General features: G+C 66.9%; 16 protein-coding genes, 1 tRNA gene and 1 other RNA gene. 10 read left to right on the top strand and 8 right to left on the bottom strand.

All coding sequences use genetic code 11. The features are described 5' to 3' along the window. Positions 1–27 precede the first annotated feature (27 nt). Entirely contained in the window at positions 28–1,227 is a 1,200-nt protein-coding gene (locus tag AC5P88_RS16710) for a lytic transglycosylase domain-containing protein (RefSeq protein ID WP_111113623.1), read from the bottom strand. Next, positions 1,224–1,988 (bottom strand): hydroxyacylglutathione hydrolase, encoded by a 765-nt coding sequence (gene gloB / locus AC5P88_RS16705; RefSeq protein ID WP_106550100.1) that lies wholly within the window; start codon positions 1,986–1,988, stop codon positions 1,224–1,226. The genes AC5P88_RS16710 and gloB overlap by 4 nt, the downstream gene beginning before the upstream one ends. An 11-nt stretch (positions 1,989–1,999) precedes the next feature. Here gloB and AC5P88_RS16700 point away from each other — a divergent pair, with 11 nt between their 5' ends. From AC5P88_RS16700 to dnaQ, 3 genes are read left to right on the top strand one after another with little or no spacing between them, the layout of a single operon-like run. Beyond that, positions 2,000–2,644, top strand: coding sequence for a class I SAM-dependent methyltransferase (locus AC5P88_RS16700; protein ID WP_495225566.1), 645 nt, complete (start codon positions 2,000–2,002; stop codon positions 2,642–2,644). A 13-nt stretch (positions 2,645–2,657) separates the two neighbouring features. Continuing rightward, complete coding sequence (gene rnhA, locus AC5P88_RS16695; protein WP_495225565.1) at positions 2,658–3,110, top strand: ribonuclease HI; 453 nt, start codon at positions 2,658–2,660, stop codon at positions 3,108–3,110. 4 nt (positions 3,111–3,114) lie between these two features. Then, a complete protein-coding gene (gene dnaQ, locus AC5P88_RS16690) occupies positions 3,115–3,846 on the top strand; it encodes a DNA polymerase III subunit epsilon (protein WP_060380022.1) in 732 nt (243 codons plus the stop codon). A 113-nt stretch (positions 3,847–3,959) separates the two neighbouring features. Here the strand turns inward: dnaQ and AC5P88_RS16685 are convergent, their stop codons facing one another. After that, positions 3,960–4,664 carry a PP2C family protein-serine/threonine phosphatase gene (locus tag AC5P88_RS16685; protein ID WP_005408277.1) on the bottom strand — a complete coding sequence of 235 codons (705 nt, stop codon included), beginning with the start codon at positions 4,662–4,664 and terminating at the stop codon, positions 3,960–3,962. Positions 4,665–4,829: 165 nt separating this feature from the next. Here AC5P88_RS16685 and AC5P88_RS16680 point away from each other — a divergent pair. Next, a tRNA-Ser gene (locus AC5P88_RS16680) sits at positions 4,830–4,920 on the top strand. Between the two features lie 576 nt (positions 4,921–5,496). On the opposite strand, the gene AC5P88_RS16675 is transcribed toward AC5P88_RS16680, so the two are convergent. Next, a complete protein-coding gene (locus AC5P88_RS16675) occupies positions 5,497–8,511 on the bottom strand; it encodes an autotransporter domain-containing protein (RefSeq protein WP_495225564.1) in 3,015 nt (1,004 codons plus the stop codon). Between the two features lie 173 nt (positions 8,512–8,684). Between AC5P88_RS16675 and AC5P88_RS16670 the strand changes: the two genes are divergently transcribed. Further along, positions 8,685–9,089, top strand: a complete 405-nt coding sequence (locus AC5P88_RS16670; RefSeq protein WP_049430220.1) for a DUF6165 family protein — start codon at positions 8,685–8,687, stop codon at positions 9,087–9,089. 46 nt (positions 9,090–9,135) lie between these two features. On the opposite strand, the gene AC5P88_RS16665 is transcribed toward AC5P88_RS16670, so the two are convergent. Further along, positions 9,136–10,182, bottom strand: a complete 1,047-nt coding sequence (locus AC5P88_RS16665) for a glycosyltransferase family 9 protein (protein ID WP_111174121.1) — start codon at positions 10,180–10,182, stop codon at positions 9,136–9,138. 20 nt (positions 10,183–10,202) lie between these two features. Between AC5P88_RS16665 and AC5P88_RS16660 the strand changes: the two genes are divergently transcribed. From AC5P88_RS16660 to AC5P88_RS16650, 3 genes are read left to right on the top strand one after another with little or no spacing between them, the layout of a single operon-like run. After that, complete coding sequence (locus AC5P88_RS16660; protein WP_012479275.1) at positions 10,203–10,952, top strand: 3-deoxy-D-manno-octulosonic acid kinase; 750 nt, start codon at positions 10,203–10,205, stop codon at positions 10,950–10,952. Then, positions 10,952–11,719 carry an MBL fold metallo-hydrolase gene (locus tag AC5P88_RS16655; protein WP_495225563.1) on the top strand — a complete coding sequence of 256 codons (768 nt, stop codon included), beginning with the start codon at positions 10,952–10,954 and terminating at the stop codon, positions 11,717–11,719. The genes AC5P88_RS16660 and AC5P88_RS16655 overlap by 1 nt, the downstream gene beginning before the upstream one ends. Continuing rightward, positions 11,716–12,105 carry a nuclear transport factor 2 family protein gene (locus AC5P88_RS16650; protein WP_495225562.1) on the top strand — a complete coding sequence of 130 codons (390 nt, stop codon included), beginning with the start codon at positions 11,716–11,718 and terminating at the stop codon, positions 12,103–12,105. The genes AC5P88_RS16655 and AC5P88_RS16650 overlap by 4 nt, the downstream gene beginning before the upstream one ends. A gap of 90 nt (positions 12,106–12,195) precedes the next feature. Here the strand turns inward: AC5P88_RS16650 and ffs are convergent. Next, an RNA gene (gene ffs / locus AC5P88_RS16645) (signal recognition particle sRNA small type) lies at positions 12,196–12,292 on the bottom strand. Positions 12,293–12,592: 300 nt separating this feature from the next. Between ffs and AC5P88_RS16640 the strand changes: the two genes are divergently transcribed. Continuing rightward, positions 12,593–12,910 (top strand): DMT family transporter, encoded by a 318-nt coding sequence (locus AC5P88_RS16640; protein ID WP_495225561.1) that lies wholly within the window; start codon positions 12,593–12,595, stop codon positions 12,908–12,910. 359 nt (positions 12,911–13,269) lie between these two features. After that, the gene (locus AC5P88_RS16635; protein WP_495225560.1) at positions 13,270–24,174 is read left to right on the top strand and encodes an autotransporter-associated beta strand repeat-containing protein; all 10,905 of its coding nucleotides are present in this window, start codon (positions 13,270–13,272) and stop codon (positions 24,172–24,174) included. A 57-nt stretch (positions 24,175–24,231) separates the two neighbouring features. Here AC5P88_RS16635 and AC5P88_RS16630 read toward each other — a convergent pair whose 3' ends face one another. Together AC5P88_RS16630 and AC5P88_RS16625 are read right to left on the bottom strand one after the other, a co-directional pair. Next, on the bottom strand, positions 24,232–24,675 hold the full coding sequence (locus AC5P88_RS16630; protein WP_495225559.1) for a GNAT family N-acetyltransferase: 444 nt from the start codon (positions 24,673–24,675) through the stop codon (positions 24,232–24,234). Between the two features lie 75 nt (positions 24,676–24,750). Continuing rightward, positions 24,751–25,857: a DUF3667 domain-containing protein gene (locus AC5P88_RS16625; RefSeq protein ID WP_495225558.1), complete on the bottom strand. Its 1,107-nt coding sequence runs from the start codon at positions 25,855–25,857 to the stop codon at positions 24,751–24,753. Positions 25,858–26,101 lie beyond the last annotated feature (244 nt).

Raw genomic sequence — 26,101 nt, 5'->3', positions numbered from 1 at the left:
ACATGGGGCGGGCGCTTGGCCTGTCCGTCAGTCTTCCACGCGCAGTACCGCGCCAGGCTTCAGCACGCTGCTGCCGCTCAGGCCGTTCAGCGACAGCAGGGCCTTCACCGGCATGCCGTAGCGGCGGGCGATGGTCCAGGCCGACTCGCCATCACGCACGGTGTGGCGGCGGCTGCGCGGACGGTCGGCGATCGCGGCGACGGTCCTGGTGGCCTGCGGCGCGGGTACAGCGGCCGCCACCGGTGCAGCGCTGGCGACCAGCGTGGTCGCTGCCTCCGTTACCGTCGCATTTGCGGCCGAGACCGGTGCCAGCACGCGGGTGGTGCCCGAGGGGCGGCCACCGGAGGCCAGGGCCGGGTTGAGGCGGGCGATCCTGGCCGGGTCCAGGGCGCGCTGTGCGGCCCACTGCTGCACGCTGGTGCCCGCAGGCAGGGTGTGGTCCTTCAGCACCGGCACGGTGCGGTCCAATGAGGCCATCACGCCGGGCTGGTCTTCCACGTCTTCCAGCACGCACGCCAGGGCATGCAGCTTCTCGACGTAGGCATGGGTGACCGGCGACAGGCCGGGCAACGCCGAAGGCTTGGCGTTCTGCGCGTTCATGCCAGCCTTGCGCATGGACTGCAGCACGCGGTACTCGCCGGCGTTGTAGGCCATGGTGGCCAGGCGCCAGTCGCCGCCGAACATGCCGTGCAGGGTCTTCAGGTAACGCACTGCGGCCTGGGTGGAATCGACCGCCGACAGGCGGCCGTCATAGCCGTTGGCCATCGGCACGCGGTGGTTGCGCGCGGTGGTGGCGATGAACTGCCACAGGCCGGTCGGGCCGCTGCCGTTGCGGGCATTGGGCCGGTAGCCGCTCTCCACGAAGGGAATCAGCGCGAACTCGGTGGGCAGGTCGGCCTTGCGCAGCTCTTCGACCACGTAGCCGAACAGCACCAGCGCATCGTCATCCTGGTTGGCCAGGCGCGAGGGGGCGTGGGCGAACTGCTTCTGCCAGCGCGGGCTGGTGGCCTCGGCGTCGCAGCTGGGTTCGGCCAGGCCGTCGCGGAAGCTGGTGAAGATCTCCTGGCCGTTGCGCACCGAGGCCGCTGGCAGCGCGGACGGGTCCAGCGGCAGGGCCGCGGCAGCGGTCAGGTTCTGGCTGATGCCGGCGCCCAGCGACTGTGCGCCCGCGGTTCCGGCCAGCCCCAAGGCAAGGCCCAGGGCCAGCGGCAGACTTCGGCGCATCATGCGCGGAAGCCGTCTTTCCAGTGCCGGAGACCGGCCATCACGTCGACGTCGTCAACGACGTCACGGCCCAGGTGTGCCGACACCGACGCACGGATCGGCGCCGCGTGCACACGCAGGAAGGGATTGCAGTCGAATTCGTTGGCCAGGGTTACCGGCAGGGTGGAACGGTCATCGCGGCGCATGGCCAAAGCCTCCTCTTGGCGCTGCCACAGGGCAGCGTTGGCGGGGTCGACATGCCGCGCGAAGACGGCATTTGACACGGTGTACTCGTGGGCGCAACAAAGCAGCAGTTGCGCGGGCAAGGTACCCAGCTTGCGCATCGATGCCAGCAGCTGGGACGGCGTACCTTCGAACAGACGTCCACAGCCCAGGCTGAACAACGAATCTCCACTGAAAAGATGTTCAGCAGTGTGAAACGCGATGTGGCTGCGGGTATGCCCGGGCACGGATAGTACGTGGAACGTCCGGCCCAGTGCCTGAACGCGTTCACCTTCGCCGACCCGCTCGGTCGCCGTGGGAATGCGCTCTTCGACAGGCGCGATCACCCGCGCATCGGGAAAACGCGCTTTCAGGGCAGGCACGCCACCGATGTGGTCGTCGTGGTGGTGGGTGAGCAGGATCGTATCCACGCGCAGGCCCTGATCGGCCAGCGCGAGCACCGGCGCGGCGTCGCCGGGGTCAACGACCACGGCGGCACCATCGTCGTCGATCAGCGTCCAGATGTAGTTATCCGCAAATGCGGGCAGGGCAGTCAGTCGCATAGAATTGGACCATGCCCGCGCTGCAGAGCACCCGTCAAGCGAGCCAGACCCCGTGGTTCGACAGTGAGCCGGCGGCGGCCCTGCGCGTTCTGGAACGGCAGTTGCTGCTTCCGCAGCTGTCGGTGCTGCCCGCGCAACCCTGGTTGTGGATCGCACCGAGTGCGGCCTGGCTGGAGGATGCGCAGCTGGGTGGGCGCGGCCTGCGCCTGTACCGGCAGGGGCCGGGCTATGACGGCGATACCCGCTGCGGGCTGCCCTTGCCCCTGGCCAACGAGAGCGTCAATGCGATCGTGCTGCAGCATGTCACCACAGGCGATGCCGACCAGCTGCTCGACGAGTGCGAGCGCGTACTGATGCCGGGCGGGCATTTGTGGCTGAGCAGCCTCAACCCGTTCAGCCCGTACCGCACGCACTGGCGGCAGCATGGGCTGGTGGTGCGTACGCCACAGCGGATCCGCCTGCTGCTCGGCCGCCATGGCCTGGAGTGCGACGATATGCGCTACCTCGGCCCGCTCTGGCGCGGTGCCGGCAGCCGTCGCCCAGGGGGCTGGGCGCCATTGCGCGCGGCCTGCCTGTTCCATGCGGAAAAACGCACGCTGGCCCTGCCCGGGCCGAAACCGTTGCCGGTGCGCTGGCACGGCACCGTTGCTACCTGATTCTGGAGCTGTATTGAAAACCATCGAAATCCACACCGACGGATCCTGCCTCGGCAATCCCGGCCCCGGCGGCTGGGCCGCGTTGCTGCGCTACAAGGGCCACGAGCGCGAGCTCAGTGGCGGTGAGGCGCACACCACCAACAACCGGATGGAGCTGATGGCGGCCATTTCCGGGCTGGAGACGCTGACCGAGCCGTGCAGCATCGTGCTCTACACCGACTCGCAGTACGTGCGGCAGGGCCTGACCCAGTGGATGCCCGGCTGGATCCGCAAGAACTGGAAGACTGCCGGCGGTGATCCGGTGAAGAACCGCGAGCTGTGGGAGCGCCTGCACGCGGCCACGCTGCGGCACCAGATCGACTGGCGCTGGGTGAAGGGGCACTCCGGCGACCCGGACAATGAGCGGGTGGATACCCTGGCCCGCAACGCGGCGATCCAGGTCCGCGACTCCAGCCCGGTAAACTGAGCCCATGCGTCAGATCATCCTCGATACCGAAACCACCGGCCTGGAGTGGAAGAAGGGCAACCGCATCGTCGAAATCGGCTGCGTGGAGCTGTTCAAGCGCCGCCCGACCGGCAACAACTACCACCAGTACATCAAGCCGGACTGCGAGTTCGAACAGGGCGCGCAGGAAGTCACCGGCCTGACCCTGGAGTTCCTCGATGACAAGCCTGAATTCGCGCAGATTGCCGATGAGTTCCTGGCGTTCATCGATGGCGCCGAACTGATCATCCACAACGCGGCGTTCGATCTGGGCTTCCTCGACAACGAGTTGTCGCTGCTGGGGCCGCAGTACGGAAAGATCGCCGACCGCTGTACGGTGATCGATACCCTGGCGATGGCGCGCGAGCGCTTCCCGGGCCAGCGCAACTCGCTGGATGCGCTGTGCAAGCGGCTGGGCGTGGACAACTCGCACCGTGCGCTGCACGGCGGCCTGCTCGATGCGCAGATCCTGGGCGATGTCTATATCGCGCTGACCTCGGGCCAGGAAGAGATCGGCTTCGGCCTGGGCGATGAAGATGGAGGCGGCGCCGGCGCGGCGTTGCAGGCTTTCGATACCAGCAAGCTGCTGCCGCGCCCGCGCGTGGTGGCTACGCCGTCGGAACTGGAAGCGCACACCGCGCGCCTGGAGCGACTGCGCAAGAAGGCCGGCCACGCACTGTGGGATGGCCCGAAGGTGGAAGAGCCCGCCAGCGCGTAATGCCTGGAATGAGGTAGTGCCGGCCGCTGGCCGGCATCTGCGTGAAACACGTTTCCCGGTGAGCCGGCCAGCGGCCGGCACTACCGCCTCCACGCATGGCGTGGCTCTACCGGTTAGTGGCAGCGCACCAGGATCACGCTGATGTTGTCGCGGCCACCGCCGTCGAGTGCGGCGGCGACCAGCGTATCCACGCATTCCTGCGCGCTGGCATCTTCGAATGCCAGGGTGCGGGCGATGCCGCGGTCATCCACTTCCTCGGTGAGACCGTCACTGCATAGCAGCAGCTGCATGCCCGGGCGCAGCTCACCGCTGGTGGTGGCCACGTTCAGGTGAGCCGGATCAGTCACGCCCAGTGCCTGGGTGACCACGTTGCGGTGCGGATGCGCGCGGGCCTGCTCGGCGGTCAGGTTGCCCTGTGCGACCAGTTCCTGCACCACGCTGTGGTCCTGGCTGAGCTGCGCCAGCTGGCCGTCGCGCCACAGGTAGGCGCGGCTGTCGCCGACCCAGGCCACTTCATAGCGGTTGCCCTGCACACGCGCGGCGACCACGGTGGTACCCATCGGCAACGTGTCGTTGCGCCGGCGCGAGGCACGGATGATCTCTTCGTCGGCAGTGCGGATGGCCTGTGCCAGCGGTGCGCCGCGGCGGATCTCGCGCACGATGGTTTCGCGCGCCAGTGCACTGGCCACTTCGCCGCAGGCATGCCCGCCCATGCCGTCCGCCACCAGCCACAGGGCCAGCTCGCTGTCACCGTAGTAGGTGTCCTCGTTGAGCTCGCGGCGCATGCCGGGGTGGGTGAGGTGTCCGAATTCGATCATGGTGGGCAGGGCGGGGTATTGCCGGGGGAGACAGGCATCATCGGGTGGCCGCAGGCATCCGGCAAGGCATGCGCCCAGGAAATTTTCACTTCGTTGGCCGGAATCACTTGTCGTCGGCCTCACTTCCTCGTATGATGCGCGTCCCCGGTCCGCCGGGGACCACCCGGAGAGGTGGCAGAGTGGTTGAATGTACCTGACTCGAAATCAGGCAGGCGTTTATAGCGCCTCGGGGGTTCGAATCCCCCCCTCTCCGCCAGATAAAGAAGAAAGCCGCCCACTGGGCGGCTTTTTTCTTGGTCAACATTCGGGAGATGCAGGCGGTTGTTGTAGTGATCGACACCTCTGATGCGGGGGGATGAGAACCCCCGACGGGGTTCGACGGTTCTGCAGGAGCAGAACCGGACAGCCGTAGGCTGGCCCTGGAGCGCGTAGCGCGGAAGGGTCGGGTGCATGGATGCACCCGACAATCCCCCCTCTCCGCCAGATAAAAGAAAAGGGCTGCCGAAAGGCAGCCCTTTTCTTTTATCTGGCGCGGGACGCGACGCGCGTTCGCGTCTCGCCCCACACGTTGCGCAGCAACGCGTGGGCCCCTCCCTTTGCCTGCCTCTCCCCGCCCCTGTCGGGGCAGACCCTCAACAGAGGGGCTTGTTCCACCCGACGATTCAATGTCACGCCTGTGGGCCATCCACGCATGGCGTGGATCTACCGGGAGGCGCATTCGCGTGGTGTGGGAGTGAAGGCCATCCAAGCACGCGATGGATCCACGCATGGCGTGCGAGGGGAGGCCATTCGCACAGGTTGGGGATCCATGCCCTGTGCGAATGGCGTGTGCTCAGAACGTATAGCCCAGGCCCAGCTGGATGCCGTTCTGGGTCTGGCCGTCGCGACGTTCGCCCACGTAGTCGACCATCACCGACAGGCGCTTGCTGGCGCGGCTGGTGATGCCGAGGTTCCAGGCCAGCACCTGCTCGCCGACGGTCTGGCTGCTGGCACTGAACAGCAGGTCCGGGGCGGCGGCGAAGCCGTTGCTGTAGCGGGCCTGGGTATCGCCCAGCTCCTTCTGCCAGACCACGCGGGCACGCGGGGTGATGCGCTCGCCGTTGTTGCCGTCGAAGGTCTTGAACAACTGCAGGCCGGCACCGACGCGGATGCTCTCCAGGCTGCCGCTGCGGCCGACCAGGGCAGCGGCCTGCTGGCCTTCGTTGAAGCGCGTGGCCGAGGTGCGCGCGTAGTCGATCACCGGCAGCAGCGGCTGGATCACCACGCCGTTGCCGGTGGTGAACGAGAACGCATGCTCCACGCGTGCGGAAATCGCGTCGTTGCTGTACTTCGCACGTAGCGGTCCCTGCAGGCCTTCAATGCCCTCGATGCTGCGACGGGTGTCGTGGCGAAGATCGGTGTAGCGGACGGCGGCGGACAGGTAGCCGCGCGAATAGAGCGCGTCCACGTAGCCGCCGATATCCAGCGCGCGGACATCACCGCTGAATCCTGCACCTTCGCTGGACCGGGTCGACATGTCGGCCGCGGCAAGGCTCACGCCCAGAGTCACACGGTCGTCTGCCAGGCGGGTATCGGCACCAAGCGCGATGCCGCCGATGGTGTGGCTCAGGCCGGCGACGCCACCGTCAGCGTCGATCCGGCCGTGGCTGCCGAACCCCCGCGCCCAGAAGCTGCGGTTGCGTCCGGCGTCGCCCGCATCACTGCCCGCATCTGCCGGTGCGACCAGGTGCATCGCCAGCTGGTTGAACAGGCGATTGCCGGTCATCGCCGATTGCGCCGAGGCCGCCTGCGCGGCCTGTGCCGCCAGGCCATCGGCATCGCCACCGCTGCGCGAAGCGGCCTGATGCTGCTGCACGACATTGCCGATGCTGCCGATCAATGCGTTGTCTGCCAGGCGCAGGCTGGCATGCGCGTCACCGCGCAGCGATCCCGCCTGGCGCGCGATGTCATCGCGGTCAGCAAACTGCAGGGCGCCGAGCAGTCCGCTCATCGACGGCGTGCGTTGTGCGGCCGCCTGCTGCAGCGCAATGCCCAGTCCGTCGCCGGATTGCGCATTGCCGAACAGCCGGGTGTCGTCGAAGGAGGGATTGGCGGTCAGCCAGATGCCGCTGCCGGTCTGGTTGACCGCGAAGCTGAGCAGCGAATTGTGGCGGGGGCGGAACACTGCGCCGGGCGCGGTGAGGTCGACCGCGCTGCCGGCTTCGCCACTACGCTCGACGTACTGGAAGCGCCCTTCGATGAAGTCCGACACCGGCGCTGCGCGGGTCAGGGTGTCGGGCGTAGCGGTGCGGCACCACAGGCCAGCGTACTCACCGTTCGACGGGCCGCAGGGGGCGACGGGCAGCTGCAGGGCGCTGGCATCCACCTGGGTCCCGACCAGCTGGTTCTGCTGCCCGGCCGGGAAGAACGCCTGCTTGACGTCCAGTGTCAGCCTGGCGCTGGGGGCAATGCTCAGCACGGCGCGGTTGATGTTGCCGTACAGGTTGTAGTCACCCGCCTGCGGGTCTTCATCGACCAGGAAGTAGCGGGCTTCTTCCAGCGTGAGTGCCGGCGCGGTGCGCTGGCTGTCGACCTGGAAGGACAGGTTCGCGCCGTCCTTGAGGTTGATGTAGCGGCCCTTGCCGATCCGGAAACGCTCGCTGGTGAACACGTCGTCGCCACCGGGTGCGAGTGCTTCCAGCGAGTAGGGGCGCATGACGATGCCGGACGGTGCGAGCGTGCCGCCGTCGTTGATGTCGATCGTGGCGTTCAATGAGCCGTTGCCGGTCAGCACGCCGCCGCGTTCGATCACGGTCAGGCTGCGCAGTGCGCCCTGCTGCAGTTCGATGCGTCCGCCATTGCGGGCGCCGATGGCTTCGGCGTGGTGGATCCAGCCATTCTGCTGCAGGCGCAGGGTGCCACCATCGGCCACTACATACTGCGCGGCCGAGGCGGTATCCAGCGACCAGACGCCGCCCTTGCCGATGCGGATCACACCGAAGGCGTCGTCCAGCCGGATGTCCGGGGCCGATTGCTGGAAGTAGCGCAGGTTGGCCAGCGCATTGGTGTAACGGCCGCGCACGGCCAGGTTCGGATTGAGGTCTCCGCTCACTTCCTTGTCGATGGAAAGCACGTCGCCGGGCTGGACGTAACCGGCTTCGGTAACGACGCGATCACTGTAGAAGGTCACGCCGGGATAGGCGGTGCAGTTGCCTGCCGCGCTCTGGTCGCGGGTCGGGCAGAAGCGCGTGGCCACGGCCGCCACGTTCGGGTCGAAGTAGCGCAGGAAGCCCGACTGCTGGGTCAGTTCATAGTGCGCCTGGACGATGCGCGCTTCGATCACCGCGAAGTCGGTCGGCCCGAACATGTCCTTGTAGTACTTGATGTACTTGTCCTGCCCCGGGTACGGGGTAGGACCGTTCGGGCCGGATTCGCCATGGATGCCCAGCACCGTCTGCGTGTAGTTGCCGTGCGCCGGCAGCAGGCCGAACTGCGTCACCTTGCGCTTGACGCCGGCCACGAAGGCGTCGGCGCAGGCCGAGTAGCAGCCGCCGTCGAGCACGGTGTCCAGCCCATGCTGGCGGATGATGGCGCCCATGCCCACGCCGCCGGAGGCGGCCCCGCCCGGCGAGTTGCGGAACACCACCTGGCGCAGTGGCGTACCACGGGCCTGCGCGGCCAGGATGTAGGCTTCCAGCGTCTGCGGATCGGTCGCCAGCACGTTGCCGGTGTAGTAGAGCGTGTCTCCATTCACATGGAAGGCACTGGCATGGGCCTGCGGCGCGGCAGCGATGCCGAGCAGTGCTGCAACAAGGGCGCTGCCGAGAACGGTGGCGCGGCGGGTGGGGAGGGTGGGGTATCGATGCATGCGGAATTCCACGGAAAGGAGTGGAGGGCGGCAGGCCGCCTCTCCAGACCGCTAACGCAGCTGCAGGGGTTTCTCCCCCAGTCATCGCGCTCGGGCGCCCATGCAGGCGCCGGGGCGGAGCATTCGTGCCGCGCGGGTTACCATGTGCGCATCACTTGCTGGAGCCTTCCCCCATGAGCGCTGAAATCCTCGTCCCCGTGTCCTTCGGCGAGCTGCTGGACAAGATCTCGATCCTGCAGATCAAGTCCGAGCGCATCAGCGACGAGGGCAAGCTGGCCAACGTGCGCAGGGAGCTGTCGGCGCTGGAGCAGACGTGGATGGCGCACCCGGCGGCGGTGAAGGACATCGCCAAGCTGCGTGCCGAGCTGAAGGCGGTCAACGAGCAGCTGTGGGACATCGAGGACGACATCCGCCTGAAGGAAAAGGCGCAGGCGTTCGACCAGGGCTTCGTCGACCTGGCGCGCAGCGTCTACCTGCGCAACGATGAGCGTGCGCGCATCAAGAAGGCGATCAACCTGGCGCTGGGCTCGGCGTACGTGGAAGAGAAGTCCTACCAGGATTACGCGCAGCGCGGGTGAGGTGGACCCGCCGGGCGTGGCCCGGCGCTACCGATGATCCATCGACTCAGGTGAGGTGGTCCGCCACGTAACGTTCGAATGCGGCGATGCCGTCTTCAACGGTGATCAGTTCCATCACATCGTCGAACTCGATCTTGGTGCCCCATTTCAGATCGGCGGCCTGCTTGGCCAGGTACTTGCGCGCGGCATCGTCGTAGCGATCCACGCAGTAGCGGCGGTCCGAGTACGGGCCGCTGCGGTTCGGGTTGCTGGCCGCATGCAGGCCCAGCACCTTGGCACCCATCGCGTTGGCGATGTGCATCGGGCCCGAGTCCGGGGTCATCACCAGGTTGGCGCGGGCCAGCAGGGCCGGCAGCTGCTTGAGCGTGTCCTTGCCGACCAGGTCCAGTGCGGGAGTCTGCAGCTGCGCCTGGATGGCATCGGCCATGCTGCGCTCCAGTTCACTGCGGCCGCCGCACAGCACCACCTGCCAGCCGCGCTGGACGGCATGGTTGGCCACGGCGGCGTAGCGGTCGGCGTACCAGTTGCGGCGCACGTGGCTGGAACAGGGCGAGATCATCAGCACTGGGCGGCCATCGTCCTGCCACTGCGCCGCAGCCCACTCGTACGCGGATTGCGGCACGGCCAGATCCCAGCTGACCTCGGTCTGGCGCAGGCCCAGCGGCTCGCAGAAGCTGCCGATGGCGTCCAGCACATGGATGCCGGGGCGGTCGGGGATGCGCTCGTTGATGAAGAGCCCATGCAGGTCCTTGGAGCGGCTACGGTCGTAGCCGATGCGGCGCTCGGCGGGAATGAAGGCCGACAGCAGGTTGGCGCGGAACGCCACCTGCATCTGCAGCAGCGCTTCAAAACGCCCCGGTGGCAGCTGTTTGCGCAGCTCCTTGACCCCTGCCATGCCGCTCTTCTTGTCGTAGGCGTGGAAGGTGACGCCGGGCAGGCCGTCGAGCAGTTTGTGGCCGACCTTGTCGATGATCCAGTGGATCGGCGTGTCCGGACGCGCAGCCTGCAGGGTGCGCACCAGGGGCACCACGTGGGTGACGTCGCCGAGTGCGGACAGGCGCAGGAGGCACAAGGAGGAGGACGCTGATGCCATGTGTTGTTAGACTCAATGAAATGGTCGCATTCGACGCCAATGAAGCGCTGACGCCATGCCGCGAGGGTCGCGGCATCGGGGCCATTCTGTTCGACCGCGAGCGGCTGCGGCAAGCCGAGGTTGGCCTGTTCTCGCCCCAGCACTGGGGCAGCAAGGCCCGGCCGGTCGGCGAGGGCGGTCGCGGCAGCGCCTGGTTCATCGATGCGCCGTTCGGCGCCAGCGTGCTGCGCCACTACCTGCGCGGCGGTCTGGCAGCGAAGATCAGCCATGACCAGTACCTCTGGCGCGGGTCGGACCGGACCCGGAGCTTTGCCGAATTCCGCCTGATGCGCGCCCTGCGCGAGAAGAAGCTGCCGGTGCCCCGGCCGATCGCCGCGTACTACATGCGCGAGGGCCTGCGTTACCGCGCCGCGATCCTGATGGAACGGATCGAGGGCGTGCGCTCGCTGGCCGACCGCGCATTGGTTGCCGGCCGCGGCGCCCCGTGGGAGGAGACCGGGCGGTTGATCGCCCGCTTCCACCGTGCCGGCCTGGACCATGCCGACCTCAACGCGCACAACATCCTGTTCGATGGCAACGGCCACGGTTGGCTGATCGACTTCGACCGCGGGGTGATCCGCATACCGGCCACGGCCTGGCGCGAACGCAACCTCAAGCGCCTGCTGCGTTCGCTGATCAAGCTGCGTGGCGAGCGCAGCGTGGAAGACGTGCAGAAGGACTACGCGCGGCTGCGCCGCGCCTATGACATGGCCTGGAACCGGGGCACCTGATGGACTGGTCGTTGCGTTTCCTCGGCGTCGGCAATGCGTCGGCGGTCGAGCTGGGTTCGCCGATGTCGGTGATCGAGCGCGATGGCCGGCCGTGGCTGACCATCGATTGTGGCGGCGAAGGCCTGACCGCGTTCAAGGCCCACTACGGGCACATGCCGCAGGCGCTGTTCGTCACCCATGTGCATCTGGATCACGTGGCCGGTTTCGAACGGCTGTTCGTGGATACCTTCTTCAATGCGCACCGGCTGGGCAAGGTGCGCCTGTACGTGCCGGCCACCGTGGTGCCGCTGCTGCACAGGCGCATCGGCGACTATCCGAACGTGCTGGCCGAGGGCGGTGCGAACTTCTGGGATGCCTTCCAGCTGATCGTGGTGGGCGAGGCGTTCTGGCATGAGGGCGTGCGCCTGGAAGTGTTCCCGGTACGCCACCACTGGCCGGAGACGGCTTACGGCCTGCGCCTGCAGGGCGCGCTGACCTGGAGCGGTGACACCCGGCCGATTCCGGAGATGCTGGCCCGCTTCGCCAACGACAACGAGCTGATCGCCCACGACTGCGGCCTGCACGGCAACCCTTCGCATACCGGCGTGGACGACCTGGAGCGTGAGTACAGCGCCGAGCTGCAGTCCCGGATGATGCTCTACCACTACGCCAGCGTGGCTGACGGTGCGGCGCTGGCCGCGCGCGGCCACCGCGTGGCGCAACCGGGGCAGTGCGTGCCGCTGGCTTTCCCGACCGCACCGAACGTGCTGGCGCAGGATCCGCCGTGAACGTAGCCGGCAGGCCCGCCGATGTGGCGCTGGCCACCGAACTGGAGATGCTGGAGCGCGCGCTGCATGCGCCTGCGGTGCGGGCTGATCGTGAGCGCCTTGCCGCACTGCTGGACGAGGATTTCAGCGAAATCGGCAGTTCCGGCCACTGTTACGGCCGTGAAGCGGCGTTGGCGGAGATTCCGCTGGAGCGCGCGCAGGTGCAGATCGAATCGGAGCAGTACGCGGTCTCGCTGCTGGCGCAGGACCTGGCCCAGGTGCGTTACCGCAGCCGCTATCACCTTGATGGCCAGCCGCAGGGCTGGGTGCTGCGCAGTTCGCTGTGGCGCCGGCATGCGCAGGGCTGGCGGGTGCTGTTCCACCAGGGAACGCCGCAGGCACGCTAGCGCTGGGCCCTGCCGGGCGAAGCATGTGAAGCCGGGGTCAGATCCCTTTGCCATGCAAAGGGATCTGACCCCAGTGCAGAAAAGGCGGTGGCCCCGCCGGCTGACCTCGGCGCCCGCGTCGATCGATACCGTTGCTGCCTTCCGGCCCTGGCGGGGTTTTCGACCTAGCGTCGCGAGGGGCCGACGGGGCCACCATAGAGACGTTGGCCGCCCGGTGGGCGGCCAGTTCACGGATCAGGGGAAGCAGCGCGCGATGCGCCAGAGACCACAGCCGGACTGCGCATCGGCTGGCCGATGGCAGACGCGTAGTCTAGCGCAGGCAGGTGCATCGACGCCAGCTTCACGCGCTGAATCTGCTGTAACCCGTTCCCGCCCACGGCGGCCCGGGCCAGCCCCCGTTGCTAGAATGCCGGCCTGGAGGAACGACCTCCCCCACATCGGGAATCAATGACCAGGACGGCCTGGCCCTACCAAGAGGAGGGCCGTCATGGCCTGGATCTATCTGTTGTTCGCCGGCCTGCTGGAAATCGTCTGGGCCGTGTCCATGAAGCAGTCCGAAGGCTTCACCAGGCTCACCCCCACCGTGGTCACGATCGTCGGCATGATCGCCAGCTTCTGGTTGCTGGCGGTGGCCATGCGCAGCCTGCCGCTGGGCACCGCCTACACGATCTGGACCGGCATCGGCGCGGTCGGCGCGTTCGTGGTTGGCATCGTATTCCTCGGCGAGCAGGTCAGCCCGATGCGGATCGGTGCAGCGGTGCTGATCGTTTCCGGCCTGGTGCTGATGAAACTAGCGAGCAGCTGAATGTATTTACTTATGGCGGGGAAAGGAATCTCCGCTTCCAGCAGGTATATGCATTTTCGGCAAGACCATTTTGTCCGCCCGTTTTATTTGACGTACGTCATGAAAATAACGAGCGTGATTCACATGCCGCTGGCACCGACGGTCGCACAGTGCCGCCATTCGTCGGGCGAAACCGGGGAGTTTTCGCCTTGATGGACATGCCTTCGTACCTGTCACCGGGTGCGATCGCGTGAAGATGTGAAGATTTTCAGGAGTTAATGCCTGCAAACCTTGTTTCCGTATCGGGAGCCGAGGTGGGCCGCATTGTCTCCAAAAAACCTGCCAGCTGTGCCATCCGGTCTTTTCATGGAGATTTACCGATGAACCGCATTTACCGTCTGGTTTTCAATCGCGCCCTCGGCGTAATGCAGGTTGCTTCGGAGGTCGCCCAGAATCCCGGCGGAAGCGCGGTACGCACGGCACGGGTGCCGCGATTGCGGACGCACCAGCTGGCGGTGGCACTGGCAGCCACGCTGGCCAGTGGATCGGCATTCGCGGCCTGCACTACCGCAGGTACGACGGTGACCTGCGCCACCGGCTCCAATACCAATTCTCTGGCCAACAGCATCAATGGCGTGACGCTGGATATCCAGACCGGCGCCGCGCTCAGCGTACTGCCGGTCGTTGGCGGAAGTGCAGTGAATTTGAGTGGTAATGGCATCACCGTGAACAACCAGGGCACGGTCGATCCCACCATCAACGGTGGCCTGAGCCTGGCGGCGTCGGGCATGGTGCTGGGCAACAACACCGTCGGTGGAAACACCATCAGCGTCAACAATCAGGCAGGCGGGGCGATCAAAGGCCTGGTCAACATCGGCTCCATTTTCGGTTTCGGCGGACAGGCGCTGGTGGTGCAGAATGCTTCCGGCGGTGTCAGCAACATCGTCAACGCCGGTAATGTGGACATGTCGATCTTTGGTGCAGGCCTGTTGACCACGGCCGATGCGGCATCGATCGTCAGCTACGGTGGTGCGCAGACCACTCTCGACAACACCGGCACCATTACCGGCCGCATAGGGTTCCAGGGTTCGGCCACGGCGGGGGCCGGCAATACCTTCCTCAACGCAGGAACCATCAACGGCAGTGTGAACCTGGGCAGTTCGGTCACCGGCAACACCTTCACCGCCGTGTCTGGTTCCAGCGTCAATACCGCCGGTATCGGCGTGGCCGGGCAGGTCGGCGCGCTTGCGGTGAATCTGGCCGCGGCCGGCATCGTCGACGGTGGTTCGGCGTCCAACAACAGCCTGGTGCTGCAGAACAGCGCCACCGGCCCCGGCAGCGGTACCGGTGGGGCGGTGACCACGCTGGGCTGGAACCAGTACATCAACTTCCAGAGGCTCACCGTCAACAGCGGTACCTGGAACCTGCAGGGTGCGTGGGCTGGTGCAGGCACGACCACGCTCAATGATGGCCTGGTCAATTTCAATAATGCCGGTTCCTTCGGCACAGGGCTGTTCACCGCCAACGGCGGTGCCATCGCCTCCTCCACGGCCGGTCTGAATCTGGCCAACGCTTTCAGCCTTGGTGGCAATCTGTCACTGGCGGGGACCAATGCGTTCAGCCTGGGTGGCGTGCTGTCCGGTACTGGCGGGCTGACGGTCAACAACACCGGCATCGTTACTCTCGGCGGCGCAAACCTGTTCTCCGGTGGCGTCAACCTCAATGCCGGCGGCCTGGTACTGGGGAATGCCGGTGCATTGGGCATCGGCAACCTGACCGTCGGCGGCAGCGCTTCGCTGGATACGACGGCGGGCTTCAACCTGGGCAACAACCTGGTGGTCAATGGCGGGGGCTCGCTGAACCTGCTGGGCAGCAATGCGCTGACATTGAGTGGCTCGATTTCCGGTGCCGGCAACGTGACCAAGAACGGCGCGGGCACGCTGACCTTGAATGGCGCCAATTCGCTGACCGGCGCCTTCAACCTGGCCGGCGGCGCATTGGCGCTGGGCGCGGGCGGCAGCCTGTCACCCACGGGTGCGATGACGCTGGGCGTTGGCACCACGCTGGACCTGACGGCAGCGGCCAACCAGACCATCGGCTCGCTGGCCGGCCTCGGCGGCGCGGTCAACCTTGGCAGCCACACTCTGACCTTGGGCGGGCTGGGCAACACCAGCTACAGCGGCACGTTCGGCGCCGGCACGGGTGGACTGATCAAGCAGGGCATCGGTGTGCAGACCCTGTCAGGCGTCAACAACCTGAGCGGCGGCGTTGCACTCAACGCCGGCGGCTTGTTGCTGGGCAATGCGGCAGCGTTGGGCAGCGGCACGCTGTCCGTCGGCGGCAATGCCACGCTGGATGGCACGACCGGGTTGGCATTGACCAATGCCGTCAACCTCGGTGCCGGGGCCAGCCTGAATCTGCTGGGCAACCAGGCGCTCACCTTCAACGGCGTGATCGGTGGCGCTGGTGGCCTGATCAAGAATGGCGCGGCAACCCTGACCCTCAACGGCGCCAATACGTTCGGCGGCGGTCTGGCGCTCAACGCCGGCAGCCTGGTGCTGGGCAATGGCGGTGCACTGGGAACCGGCGCACTGAACGTCGGCGGCGCGGTATCGCTCGACGCCAGCACCGGGCTCACCGTGGGCAATGGCATCACACTGGGCGCTGGTGGTTCGCTCAATGTGCTGGGCTCGAACGCGCTGACGCTGGGGGGGGTCATTGGCGGGACCGGCAGCCTGGTCAAGAACGGCGCTGCCACGCTGACGCTGGGTGGTGCGAACACCTTTACCGGCGGCCTGGCGATCAATGCCGGCAAGGTCGCGGTGGGCAGCGGCGGCAGCCTGGCTGCCGGCGGTGCGGTCAGCCTGGCCGGCGTGGGCGCTGACCTGGACATCTCGCTGGGTGGCAACCAGACCATCGGTGCACTGTCCGGCATCGCCGGCAGCACGGTGACGTTGGGCAGCAGCACGCTCACCTTCGGTGATGCCACCAACCAGACCTTCGCCGGCGTGATCGGCGGCACCGGTGGCCTGGTCAAGCAGGGCAGTGGCGTGCAGACGCTGACCGGCGCCAACACCTTCAGTGGTGGGTTGAATCTTGCGGCCGGCGGCCTGGTGTTGGGCAACGCCGGCGCGCTGGGAAGCGGTGCGCTGACGGTCAGTGGCAACGGTTCGCTGGACACCACTGCAGCACTCAACCTGGGCAATGCGATCAACCTTGGCGCGGCATTGACCCTGCCGGGCAGCCAGAACCTGACCCTGGCCGGCAACATCACCGGCACCGGCAGCCTGGTCAAGAACGGTGCGTCGACGTTGACCTTGAACGGCACCAACACCTTCAGTGGTGGACTGAGCGCAAACGCCGGAAGTCTGCTGCTGGGCAACAACGGTGCGCTGGGTACCGGGGCGCTCAGCGTCGGCGGGAGTGTTTCGCTGGACGGCAGTGCCCCCCTGAGCCTGGCCAATGATGTCGCGCTCGGCGGTGGTGCGCTGCTGACGCTGCCGGGCACACAGGCCATCACCCTGGGCGGCGTGGTTTCCGGCGCAGGTGGCCTGGTGAAGAACGGCGCCAGCTTGTTGACCCTCAACGGCGCAAATACCTTCAATGGTGGACTGACGCTCAACGGTGGTGGCCTGCTGCTGGGCAATGCCGGCGCGCTGGGCACTGGTGCATTGTCGGTGGGAGCCAACACCACGCTGGATAGTTCGGCTGCCCTGAATCTGGCCAACAACGTCAACCTCGGGACCAGTGCCGTTCTGAACCTGCTGGGCAGCCAGAACGTGTCGCTGGGCGGTGTCATCAGCGGCACCGGCGGTCTGGTCAAGAACGGTGCGGCGACGCTGGCGTTGAATGGACCCAATACCTTCAGTGGTGGTGTTGGCCTCAACGCGGGCGTGCTGCAGCTGGGCAATGCGCAGGCACTGGGTACCGGCCAGCTGGACGTGGGCGGTAGCGCTTCGCTGGATGCAACATCGGCACTCACCGTAAGCAACAACATCGGCCTCGCTGCCGGTGCCAATCTTTCCCTGCTGGGCAGCAATGACCTGACACTCACCGGCCCGGTATTCGGTGCCGGTGGGCTGATCAAGGACGGCGCGGCTCGTCTCACCCTGTCCGGCGCCAACGTCTACACCGGTGGCACCACCATCAACGACGGCACATTGGCGCTGGGGGCGGGCGGCAGTCTTGCCACGGCCGGTGCGGTGAATCTTGCCGGTGCGGGCGCGACGCTGGACATCTCTGCAGCGGGCACGGCACAGACCATCGGCGCGTTGAACGGCGTGGCAGGCAGCCAGCTGGCGCTGGGCGCGCAGTCGCTCACCTTTGGCGGCGCCAGCAACGGCAGCTTTGCCGGCGTGATCGGTGGCACCGGTGGCCTGATCAAGACTGGCGCAGGCGTGCAGACGCTGTCCGGCGCCAATACCTTCAGTGGCGGCCTTGCGCTCAACGCAGGTGGCCTGATTCTCGGCAATGCCAGCGCACTCGGCTCGGGGGCACTGGGCATCGGCGGCACCACCACGCTCGACAGCACCGTGGCGCTGAACCTGGCCAATGCGGTGAACTTCGGTGCCGGTACGCAGCTGACGCTGGGGGGCAGCAATGATGTCACCCTCGGTGGCGTGGTGGCCGGCAATGGCAGCCTGATCAAGAATGGTGCGGGCCTGCTGACCCTCAACAACACCAATACCTTCGGTGGCGGCCTGACTCTGAATGGCGGCGGCCTGGTGGTTGGCGCGAATGGTGCGCTCGGTACTGGCGCGCTGGCGGTCAATGCCAGCACCACGCTGGATGCGGGCGCTGCAGTGACACTGGGCAATGCGGTCACGCTGGGTTCGGGCGTCGCACTGACGTTGCCCGGCAGCAATGCGCTGACACTGTCGGGCGTGGTCGGCGGCAATGGCAGCCTGGTCAAGAATGGTGCCACCACGCTGACGCTGTCGGGTGCCAATACCTACACTGGCGGTACCACGATCAACGCCGGCACGCTGGCGCTGGGCACAGGCGGCAGCCTTGCCGCAGCGGGTGATGTCACGTTGGGTGCAGGCGCTGGCTTCGATATCTCCGGTGCCGGCAGCAGCCAGACCATCGGCGCGCTCAACGGTGCTGGTGGAAGCACGCTGGCGCTGGGCGGCAATTCGTTGACCTTCGGTACGGCCGGCAACGCCGCGTTCAACGGCGTGATCAGTGGCAGCGGCGGGCTGATCAAGGCAGGCGCGGGCGTACAGACGCTGTCCGGTGCCAATACCTTTGGCGGTGGCGTGACGCTCAACGCAGGCGGGCTGGTGCTGGGCAATGACGCGGCACTGGGCACGGGTGCCTTGACCGTCGGCGGTGCCGCCACGCTGGATACCACCGGCCTGGCGACGCTGGCCAACAACATCGCGCTCAACGCCGGGCTGACCGTGCTCGGCAGCAACGCGCTGACCCTCAACGGGGTCCTTTCCGGTACCGGCAGCCTGACCAAGAATGGCGGCGCAACGCTGACCCTGAATGGCATCAACACCTATACCGGTGGCACCAACATCAACGCCGGCACGCTGGCGCTGGGGGCCGGTGCCAGCCTGGCGGCGAGCGGTACCGTCAATCTCGCCACCGGCGCCACGCTGGATCTGTCTGCCGGCAGTGGCACGCAGCAGTTCGGTACGCTGGTCGGCAACGGTACGGTGAACCTCGGTGCCAACTCGATCGAGGTCGGCGGCGCTGCCAATGGCACCTTCAGTGGCTCGATCGCAGGCACGGGTGGCCTGACCAAGGTCGGTGCGGGCATCGAGACGCTGACCGGTACCAATACCTACACCGGAGGTACCTTCATCAATGCCGGCACGCTGGCGATTGGTCCGGGCGGCAGCCTGGCCGCCACCGGCGCTGTGACGCTGGGCGCTGCCGGCACCGGCTTCGATATCTCCACCGCAGGGGCCGGCCAGACCATCGGGGCGTTGAATGGCGTGGCGGGCTCGACGGTGAGCCTGGGAGCACAGACGCTGACACTCGGTGGCGTTGGCAACAGCCTCTTCGATGGCGCGATTTCCGGCACCGGTGGCCTGGTCAAGAATGGCGCCGGCATCCTCACGCTGGGCGGTGCCAATCTGTTCAGTGGTGGCGTTGCACTCAACGGCGGTGGCCTGGTGGTCGGCAACAACGCTGCGCTCGGCAGCGGTGCGTTGACGGTCGGAAGCAACGCAACGCTGGATGCATCGACCGGTGCCAGCCTAGCCAACAACATCAGCCTGGCAGCGGGTGCCAATCTTGATCTGCTCGGCAGCCAGTCGCTGGCACTGGGCGGTGTGATCTCGGGTACAGGCGGGTTGATCAAGGACGGTGCGGCCACGGTAACCCTGAGCGGTGCCAACACCTACACCGGTGGTACCACCATCAACAGCGGCACGCTGGCGATCGGTGCCGGTGGCAGCCTCGCCGCAACCGGCGCGGTGAACCTGGCCGGCACCGGTACGCTCGACATCTCCGCGGGCAACCAGGCCATCGGTTCGCTGGCCGGCGTGGCCGGCAGCACGGTGGCGCTGGGCGGCAGCACGCTGACCCTGGGCGGCACGGTGGACAGCACCTTCAACGGTGTGATCGGCGGCAGTGGTGGCCTGATCAAGAACGGCGCGGGCGTGCAGACGCTCAATGGCGCCAACACCTTCGGCGGCGGCGTGGCGCTCAACGCCGGTGGCCTGGTGGTCGGCAACAATGCTGCGCTGGGCACCGGTACGGTGACGGTCGGAGGCGCTGCCACGCTCGATTCGAATACTGCGGTCATCCTTGCCAACAACTTCGTCCTCAACAACGCGTTGACCGTGCTGGGCAGCAACAACCTCACCCTCAATGGCAGCCTGAGCGGCACCGGCAGCCTGACCAAGGAGGGGGCAGCCACGCTGACCTTGAACGGCACCAATAGCTACACCGGCGGCACCATCATCAACGCCGGTACGTTGGCACTGGGCGCGGGCGCGAGCCTGCACGCCAGTGGCATCGTCAACCTGGCCTCGGGAGCGACCTTCGATCTGTCGGCGGGCAGCGGCACGCAGCAGTTCGGTACCCTGGTCGGCAACGGTACGGTGAATCTGGGCGCCAACACGCTGACGATCGGAGACGCCACCAATGGCACGTTCAGTGGTTCGGTGGCTGGCGCCGGTGGCCTGATCAAGGAAGGATCGGGTACCCAGACCTTGACCGGCACCAACACCTTCACCGGTGGTACCACCATCAACGCCGGCACGCTGGCGATCGGCGCCGGTGGCAGCCTGGCTGCGACCGGTGCGGTGAACCTGGCCAACGCCGGTACCGCCTTCGACATCAGTGCGGGGGGCGCGCAGGCCATCGGCTCGCTGGCCGGCGTGGCGGGTTCGGCAGTGGCGCTGGGCGGCAGCACGCTGACGCTCAATGGCGTGGGTAACAGCACGTTCGCCGGTGACATCACCGGCACCGGTGGCCTGGTGAAGAACGGCGCAGGCATACAGACCCTGAGCGGCAACAATACCTTCAGCGGCGGCGTGGCACTCAACGCCGGCGGCCTCGCCCTGGGCAACAACAATGCACTGGGAACCGGCGCGCTGACCGTGGGCGGCAATGCCAGCCTGGACGGCACCAGCGCGCTGACCCTGGCCAACAGCGTGCAGCTGGCCGGCGGTACGCTGACCCTGGCCGGCAGCAACGCGTTGACCTTGAATGGCCCGATCAGCGGTGCCGGAGGCCTGCTGAAGGATGGCGCGGCGACGGTTACCCTCGGCGGCGCCAGCAGCTACACCGGCACCACCACCATCAACAGCGGCACGCTGGCGGTGGGCGCGGGCGGCAGCCTGTCTGGCGCCAGCACGGTGAACCTGGCCGGCACCAGCACGCTGGACATCAGTGCCGGTGGCAACCAGAGCATCGGCGGCCTGGCCGGTGTTGCCGGCAGCACGGTGGCGCTGGGCGGTGCGACGCTGACCACCGGCGGCAACAACGCCAGCACCACGTTTGCCGGCGTCCTCGGTGGTACCGGCGGCCTGGTGCAGAGCGGTACCGGAACGCTGACCCTGAGCGGCGAAAACACCTATACCGGGGGTACCACCATCAACGGTGGCAGCACGCTGCAGATCGGCAGCGGCGGCAGCACCGGTTCGGTGCTGGGCGACATCACCAACAACGGCAGCCTGGTCTACAACCTTGGTACCACGGCAACCGTAGGCGCCGTGGTCAGTGGCAGTGGTGGCCTGACCCAGGCCGGCAGCGGCACGCTGGTGCTGACCGGCAACAACACCTACACCGGTGGGACCACCATCAATGCCGGCGGCACGCTGCAGGTGGGCAATGGCGGTGCGACCGGTGCGATCGTCGGCGACATCACCAACAACGGTGCGCTGATCTCCAACGTTGCAGGCAATACCCTGCTGGGCGGCACCATCAGCGGCAGCGGTGGCCTGACCCAGGCCGGCGCCGGTACGCTGACCCTGACCGGCAACAACACCTATACCGGTGGCACCACGATCAATGCCGGCGGCACGCTGCAGGTGGGCAATGGCGGTGCGACCGGTGCGATCACCGGCAATGTCGCCAACAACGGCAGCCTGGTGTTCGACGTGGCCGGCAACACCACGGTCGGTGGCGCGATCAGCGGCAGCGGTGGCCTGACCCAGGCCGGCGCTGGCGTGCTGACCCTGGTCGGCAACAACAGCTACACCGGTGGCACCACCATCAACGCCGGCGGCACGCTGCAGGTCGGCAATGGCGGCGCGACCGGCTCCCTCGCCGGCGACATCACCAACAACGGTGCGCTGATCTCCAACGTTGCGGGCAATACCCTGCTGGGCGGCACCATCAGCGGCAGCGGCGGCCTGACCCAGGCTGGCAGCGGCACGCTGGTCCTGGCCGGCACCAACACCTACAGCGGCGGCACCACCATCAACACCGGCGGTACGCTGCAGCTGGGCAACGGTGGCGCGACCGGTTCGATCACCGGCGACATCACCAACAACGGTACGCTGGTCTCCAACGTGGCCGGCAATACCCTGCTGGGCGGCACCATCAGCGGCAGCGGCGGCCTGACCCAGGCTGGCAGCGGCACGCTCACCGTGACCGGCAACAACACCTACACCGGGCCGACCACGATCAATGCAGGCGGCACGCTGCAGGTCGGCAACGGCGGTGTGACCGGCGCGATCGGCGGCAACGTCACCAACAATGGCAGCCTGGTGTTCAACGTGGGCGGCAACACCACGCTGGGTGGAACCATCAGCGGCAGCGGTGGCCTGACCCAGGCCGGCAGCGGCACGTTGATCCTGGGCGGCAACAACACCTATACAGGTGGCACCACCATCAACACCGGTGGCACGCTGCAGGTCGGCAATGGCGGCGCCAGCGGTGCCATCACCGGCAACGTCAGCAACAATGGCAGCCTGGTGTTCAACGTCGGTGGCAACACCACCGTCGGCGGCACCATCAGTGGCAGTGGCGGCCTGACCCAGGCCGGCACCGGAACGGTCACCCTGACCGGCAACAACACCTACACCGGCGGCACCACCATCAATGCCGGCGGTACCGTGCAGGTCGGCAACGGTGGTGCCAGCGGATCGATCACCGGCAACATCACCAACAACGGTGGCCTGGTCATCAACACCGGCGGTACCACCACGCTGGGCGGCACCATCAGCGGTGGTGGCAGCATCGTGCAGGCCGGTCCGGGTGGCCTGAACCTGGGCGGTAACAGCGGTGGCTTCAGCGGCACCGGCCAAGTCACCGGCGGGGGCCTGAATGTCACCGGCAACATCGGTGGCCAGTGGACCATCGGCAGCGGTACCACGCTGTCCGGCACCGGCACCATCGGTGGCACTGGCGGCGGTGTGACGGTGTCCAGCGGTGGTGTGTTGTCGCCGGGCAATGGCCCCGGCAACGGCAGTGGCGCGGGCAACGGTACCGGCACGATCACGGTGGGCGGCAACCTGAATCTGTCGCCGGGCAGCACGCTGGGCATCGACCTGGGCGCCACCGGCAGCGATACGGTACAGGTGGGCGGCAGCGCGAACGTGGGCGGCAGCACGGTGCAGGTGAACACCATTTCGCCGAGCACCAGCTACCAGCAGGGCCAGCAGTACACCGTGATCAACGCGGGTGGTGGCGTCAGTGGGCAGTTCGCTTCGGCGACCTCGCCGTCGGCCTTCCTGACCATCACCCCGGTCTACACCGCGAACACGGCCAACCTGCAGATCGATGTGGCACAGACCGCGGCATTCACCACGGCGGCGAAGACGCGCAACCAGTTCAACACCGCTGCAGCGCTGGACAGCCTGCCGCAGAGTGGTTCGGCACTGGGCCTGTACAACACGGTGCTGATGTATGACGCAGGTACCGCGCGCGCGGCGTTCGACCAGTTGTCCGGTGAGGTGCATGCGGCCAGCCGTGCGGTGTTGCTGTATGACAACTACCTGGAAGAGGGCATCCGCCAGCGCCTGGGCAGCGAGCTGCCGACCGTGCGTGGCGAGCGTGCCTCGGCCTGGCTGGCCGGCAGCGGCAAGGTGTTCAAGCAGGATGGCGATGGCAACGGCGACGACATCCGCTCCAACCGCAATGCACTGATGGCGGGCGTGGACTGGCAGCTGGGCGAGCACGTGGTGCTGGGTGCGGCCGCAGGCAACGAGCGGCTGGATACCCGCCTCTACGATCGCAGCTCGCGGGCCCGCCTGCGTGGCAACACGTTCGGCCTGTATGCGCAGGGCCAGTGGAACAACGGCTTTGCGGTGGGTGGCAGCGTGTCGCGCGGTGATTACCGCACGCGCACCACGCGTGAGGTGCCGCTGCTGGGGCAGACCCTGTACAGCCGCCAGGATTCGGATGTGACCATCGCGCAGGTGGAGGGCAGCTGGACCTGGACCCATGGCAAGACCCAACTGCAGCCGTATGTGCAGTTCACCAAGCACTGGGTCGACAGCGATCGTGCGGTGGAGCAGGGCGGAACGGCCGCGCTGGTGCTGGAAGGCGGCAAGGACACGCTCAATGTCAGCACCGTGGGCGTGCGTGGCCGTTGGGACGTGGGCAGCGGCGAGCGCTTCCCGGCGCAGCTGACGGTGGGCCTGGGTTGGCAGCACGCATCGGGTGATACCGATGTAGCCAGCCGCAACCGCTTCGCCGTTGGTGGCAACGCGTTCGATGTCTACAGCGCGGTGATGGCGCGCAACGCGCTGGTCAGCCAGGTCGGCGTGGCGGTGGGCCTGGGTCGCAACAGCCAGCTGTCGATGTTCGTGCAGGGCCAGCACGGCGATGGTCGCCGCGATGTTGGCGGGCAGATCAACCTGCGCGTGGGCTTCTGAGGGGAGCAGGGCAGCAAGGGATCCACGCGCGGCGTGGATCCGGGCCGGGGCGGAGGGCTACACCCTCCGCTCCATCTCCACGGCGTCGATCCCGGCGCCGTGGCCATCGGGTACCACCCGTGTCACCTGGAAGCCGAGGCCAGCGTAGAACCCTTGGGTGTGCTGGCTGGTGCTGAGCGTGATGCGCGCAATCGAGGCATCACGTTCGGCCTGCTGCAGTCGTGCCACCGCCAGTTCGCGGCCGATCCCCTGCCGGTGCAGCGCGCGCTGCACCATGCCCCAGCAGAAGCCGGCGCTGCCATCGTCGCGGCGCGAGAGCCCGCCGCAGGCAACGATGCTGCCGTCGCGCTCGATGACCTGGAACGCGCAGTCCGTGGCCTGCTCATGCAGGAAGCGTTCGAAATCGCTGCGCTCTTCGGGTGCGAAGTAGGTGGGTACGTTGCTGTCGAAGATCGACAGACAGGCGCTGGCATCCGTGGGGCGGTAGAGGCGGAGTGTCATGGGTCCACGATAGACGATCGTCAGTAGATCCACGCCATGCGTGGATTCATGGGCCGGATACCGTGCGTGCTTCGCTCAGGCCGAGATTCCCGCCAGCACCGCATACATCACCACGAAGCTGACCAGGAACAGGTAGACGCCGCCGATGGCCAGGTAGCGCAGCACGGTCAACGCCTTGTTGCCGCCATACACGCGCTGCTGCATCCACAGCAGATAGACCGGGACTGCCAGCCACAGCAGTGCATACAGCCACTGGCTGGCCGCTAAGAACGTGGGCGATGCGAACGTCGTGCCCAGCCCGGCGATGAGGAACGTGGCCAGCAGCACCATCATCAGCCAGCAATGGCTGTACAGCGCGACCACCAGGTGTTCCAGATAGCCCATCGGCCGCGGGATGTAGGCGATGCGCAGCACCAGCGCGAACACTGGCATCAGGAAGAACAGGGCGCCGGGCAGGGCGGTCAGGATCGCCTGCATGTACAGGTCGGTCTTGCCGCCCATGCGCTGGATGTTGGTGTTGCCGTTCTGCAGGCGCTTGTTGAGCCAGTTGTTGGCGAACGTCGGCCAGCCGGCAACCACGATGGGATTGGTGTTCGCATCCCAGGGCTTGCCGTTGACGGTGTGGTTGAAGAACGTGCCGTGCTCCGTCGCGGCGGCCTGCTTGCCGGTGCCAGTGAGTTCGGCCTTGCGCTGCGCGGCTGCGGCATTCACTGCGGCCCTGGCCATGGCAAATCCGGCGTTGCCGGTGGCGGGTGAGCTGGACTGCTGGCGATCGATCATCGCCAGCTGTTCCGCGCGGGCGGCTTCGACCTGTTCAACCGTGGACGCCTTGGCGTACAGCGGATCACCACGGCCCATGTTGATGTCGTCGACGTGGACGAACAGCTTGCCGATGAAGAACGTAAACAGGGTGAGGATGACGAACAGCCGCAGCGGCTGCACGTACCCCACCCGGCGGCCTTTGAGGTAGTTCAGCGCGATGCGGCCCGGGACCCACAGATCGCGCAGCGTGCGGAAGATGCGCCCATCCAGGTGCCAGAAGGATTCGAACACTTCCTCGATGGCATGGCCCACATGCTTGAGCGGGTTGTGCGCGGATTGGCCGCAGCGATGGCAGTAGTGGCCATGCAGGGCGGTGTCGCAGTTCTCGCAGGCGGCGTGCGCGCTGTCGGTCGAGCTCATGGGCAATGGGCCAAGCGTCGGTTGAAGGCGCCTACGATAGCGAATTTTCAGGTTTCGTTCAGTTTTGTTATGTGGCGTACGGAGGGCGTGGGCCGTCGTGAGGAGCATCCACGCATGGCGTGGATCTTATCTCTTGCCGATCTGGCACCTTGGGTGCCGAGAGCCCGGCGTGGGCGACCGTGTGGATCCAGGTCTTGCGACCGAGAAGTAGCTTGGGTCCCCACGCCGGATTCTCCCTGAACCG

It is taken from the genome of Stenotrophomonas sp. YJH_SMC_8, assembly GCF_059371315.1.
This window is presented reverse-complemented; position numbering and strand designations above follow the sequence as displayed.

Excerpts from the sequence above, each read along its gene's own strand:
- AC5P88_RS16640 (WP_495225561.1), top strand. The coding sequence starts at position 12,593 with ATGGCCTGGATCTATCTGTTGTTCGCCGGCCTGCTGGAAATCGTCTGG.
- AC5P88_RS16625 (WP_495225558.1), bottom strand. The coding sequence starts at position 25,857 with ATGAGCTCGACCGACAGCGCGCACGCCGCCTGCGAGAACTGCGACACC.
- AC5P88_RS16635 (WP_495225560.1), top strand. The coding sequence starts at position 13,270 with ATGAACCGCATTTACCGTCTGGTTTTCAATCGCGCCCTCGGCGTAATG.
- AC5P88_RS16670 (WP_049430220.1), top strand. The coding sequence starts at position 8,685 with ATGAGCGCTGAAATCCTCGTCCCCGTGTCCTTCGGCGAGCTGCTGGAC.
- AC5P88_RS16675 (WP_495225564.1), bottom strand. The coding sequence starts at position 8,511 with ATGCATCGATACCCCACCCTCCCCACCCGCCGCGCCACCGTTCTCGGC.
- AC5P88_RS16710 (WP_111113623.1), bottom strand. The coding sequence starts at position 1,227 with ATGATGCGCCGAAGTCTGCCGCTGGCCCTGGGCCTTGCCTTGGGGCTG.
- gloB (WP_106550100.1), bottom strand. The coding sequence starts at position 1,988 with ATGCGACTGACTGCCCTGCCCGCATTTGCGGATAACTACATCTGGACG.
- AC5P88_RS16700 (WP_495225566.1), top strand. The coding sequence starts at position 2,000 with ATGCCCGCGCTGCAGAGCACCCGTCAAGCGAGCCAGACCCCGTGGTTC.
- AC5P88_RS16660 (WP_012479275.1), top strand. The coding sequence starts at position 10,203 with ATGGTCGCATTCGACGCCAATGAAGCGCTGACGCCATGCCGCGAGGGT.
- AC5P88_RS16655 (WP_495225563.1), top strand. The coding sequence starts at position 10,952 with ATGGACTGGTCGTTGCGTTTCCTCGGCGTCGGCAATGCGTCGGCGGTC.
- AC5P88_RS16630 (WP_495225559.1), bottom strand. The coding sequence starts at position 24,675 with ATGACACTCCGCCTCTACCGCCCCACGGATGCCAGCGCCTGTCTGTCG.
- dnaQ (WP_060380022.1), top strand. The coding sequence starts at position 3,115 with ATGCGTCAGATCATCCTCGATACCGAAACCACCGGCCTGGAGTGGAAG.
- AC5P88_RS16665 (WP_111174121.1), bottom strand. The coding sequence starts at position 10,182 with ATGGCATCAGCGTCCTCCTCCTTGTGCCTCCTGCGCCTGTCCGCACTC.
- AC5P88_RS16685 (WP_005408277.1), bottom strand. The coding sequence starts at position 4,664 with ATGATCGAATTCGGACACCTCACCCACCCCGGCATGCGCCGCGAGCTC.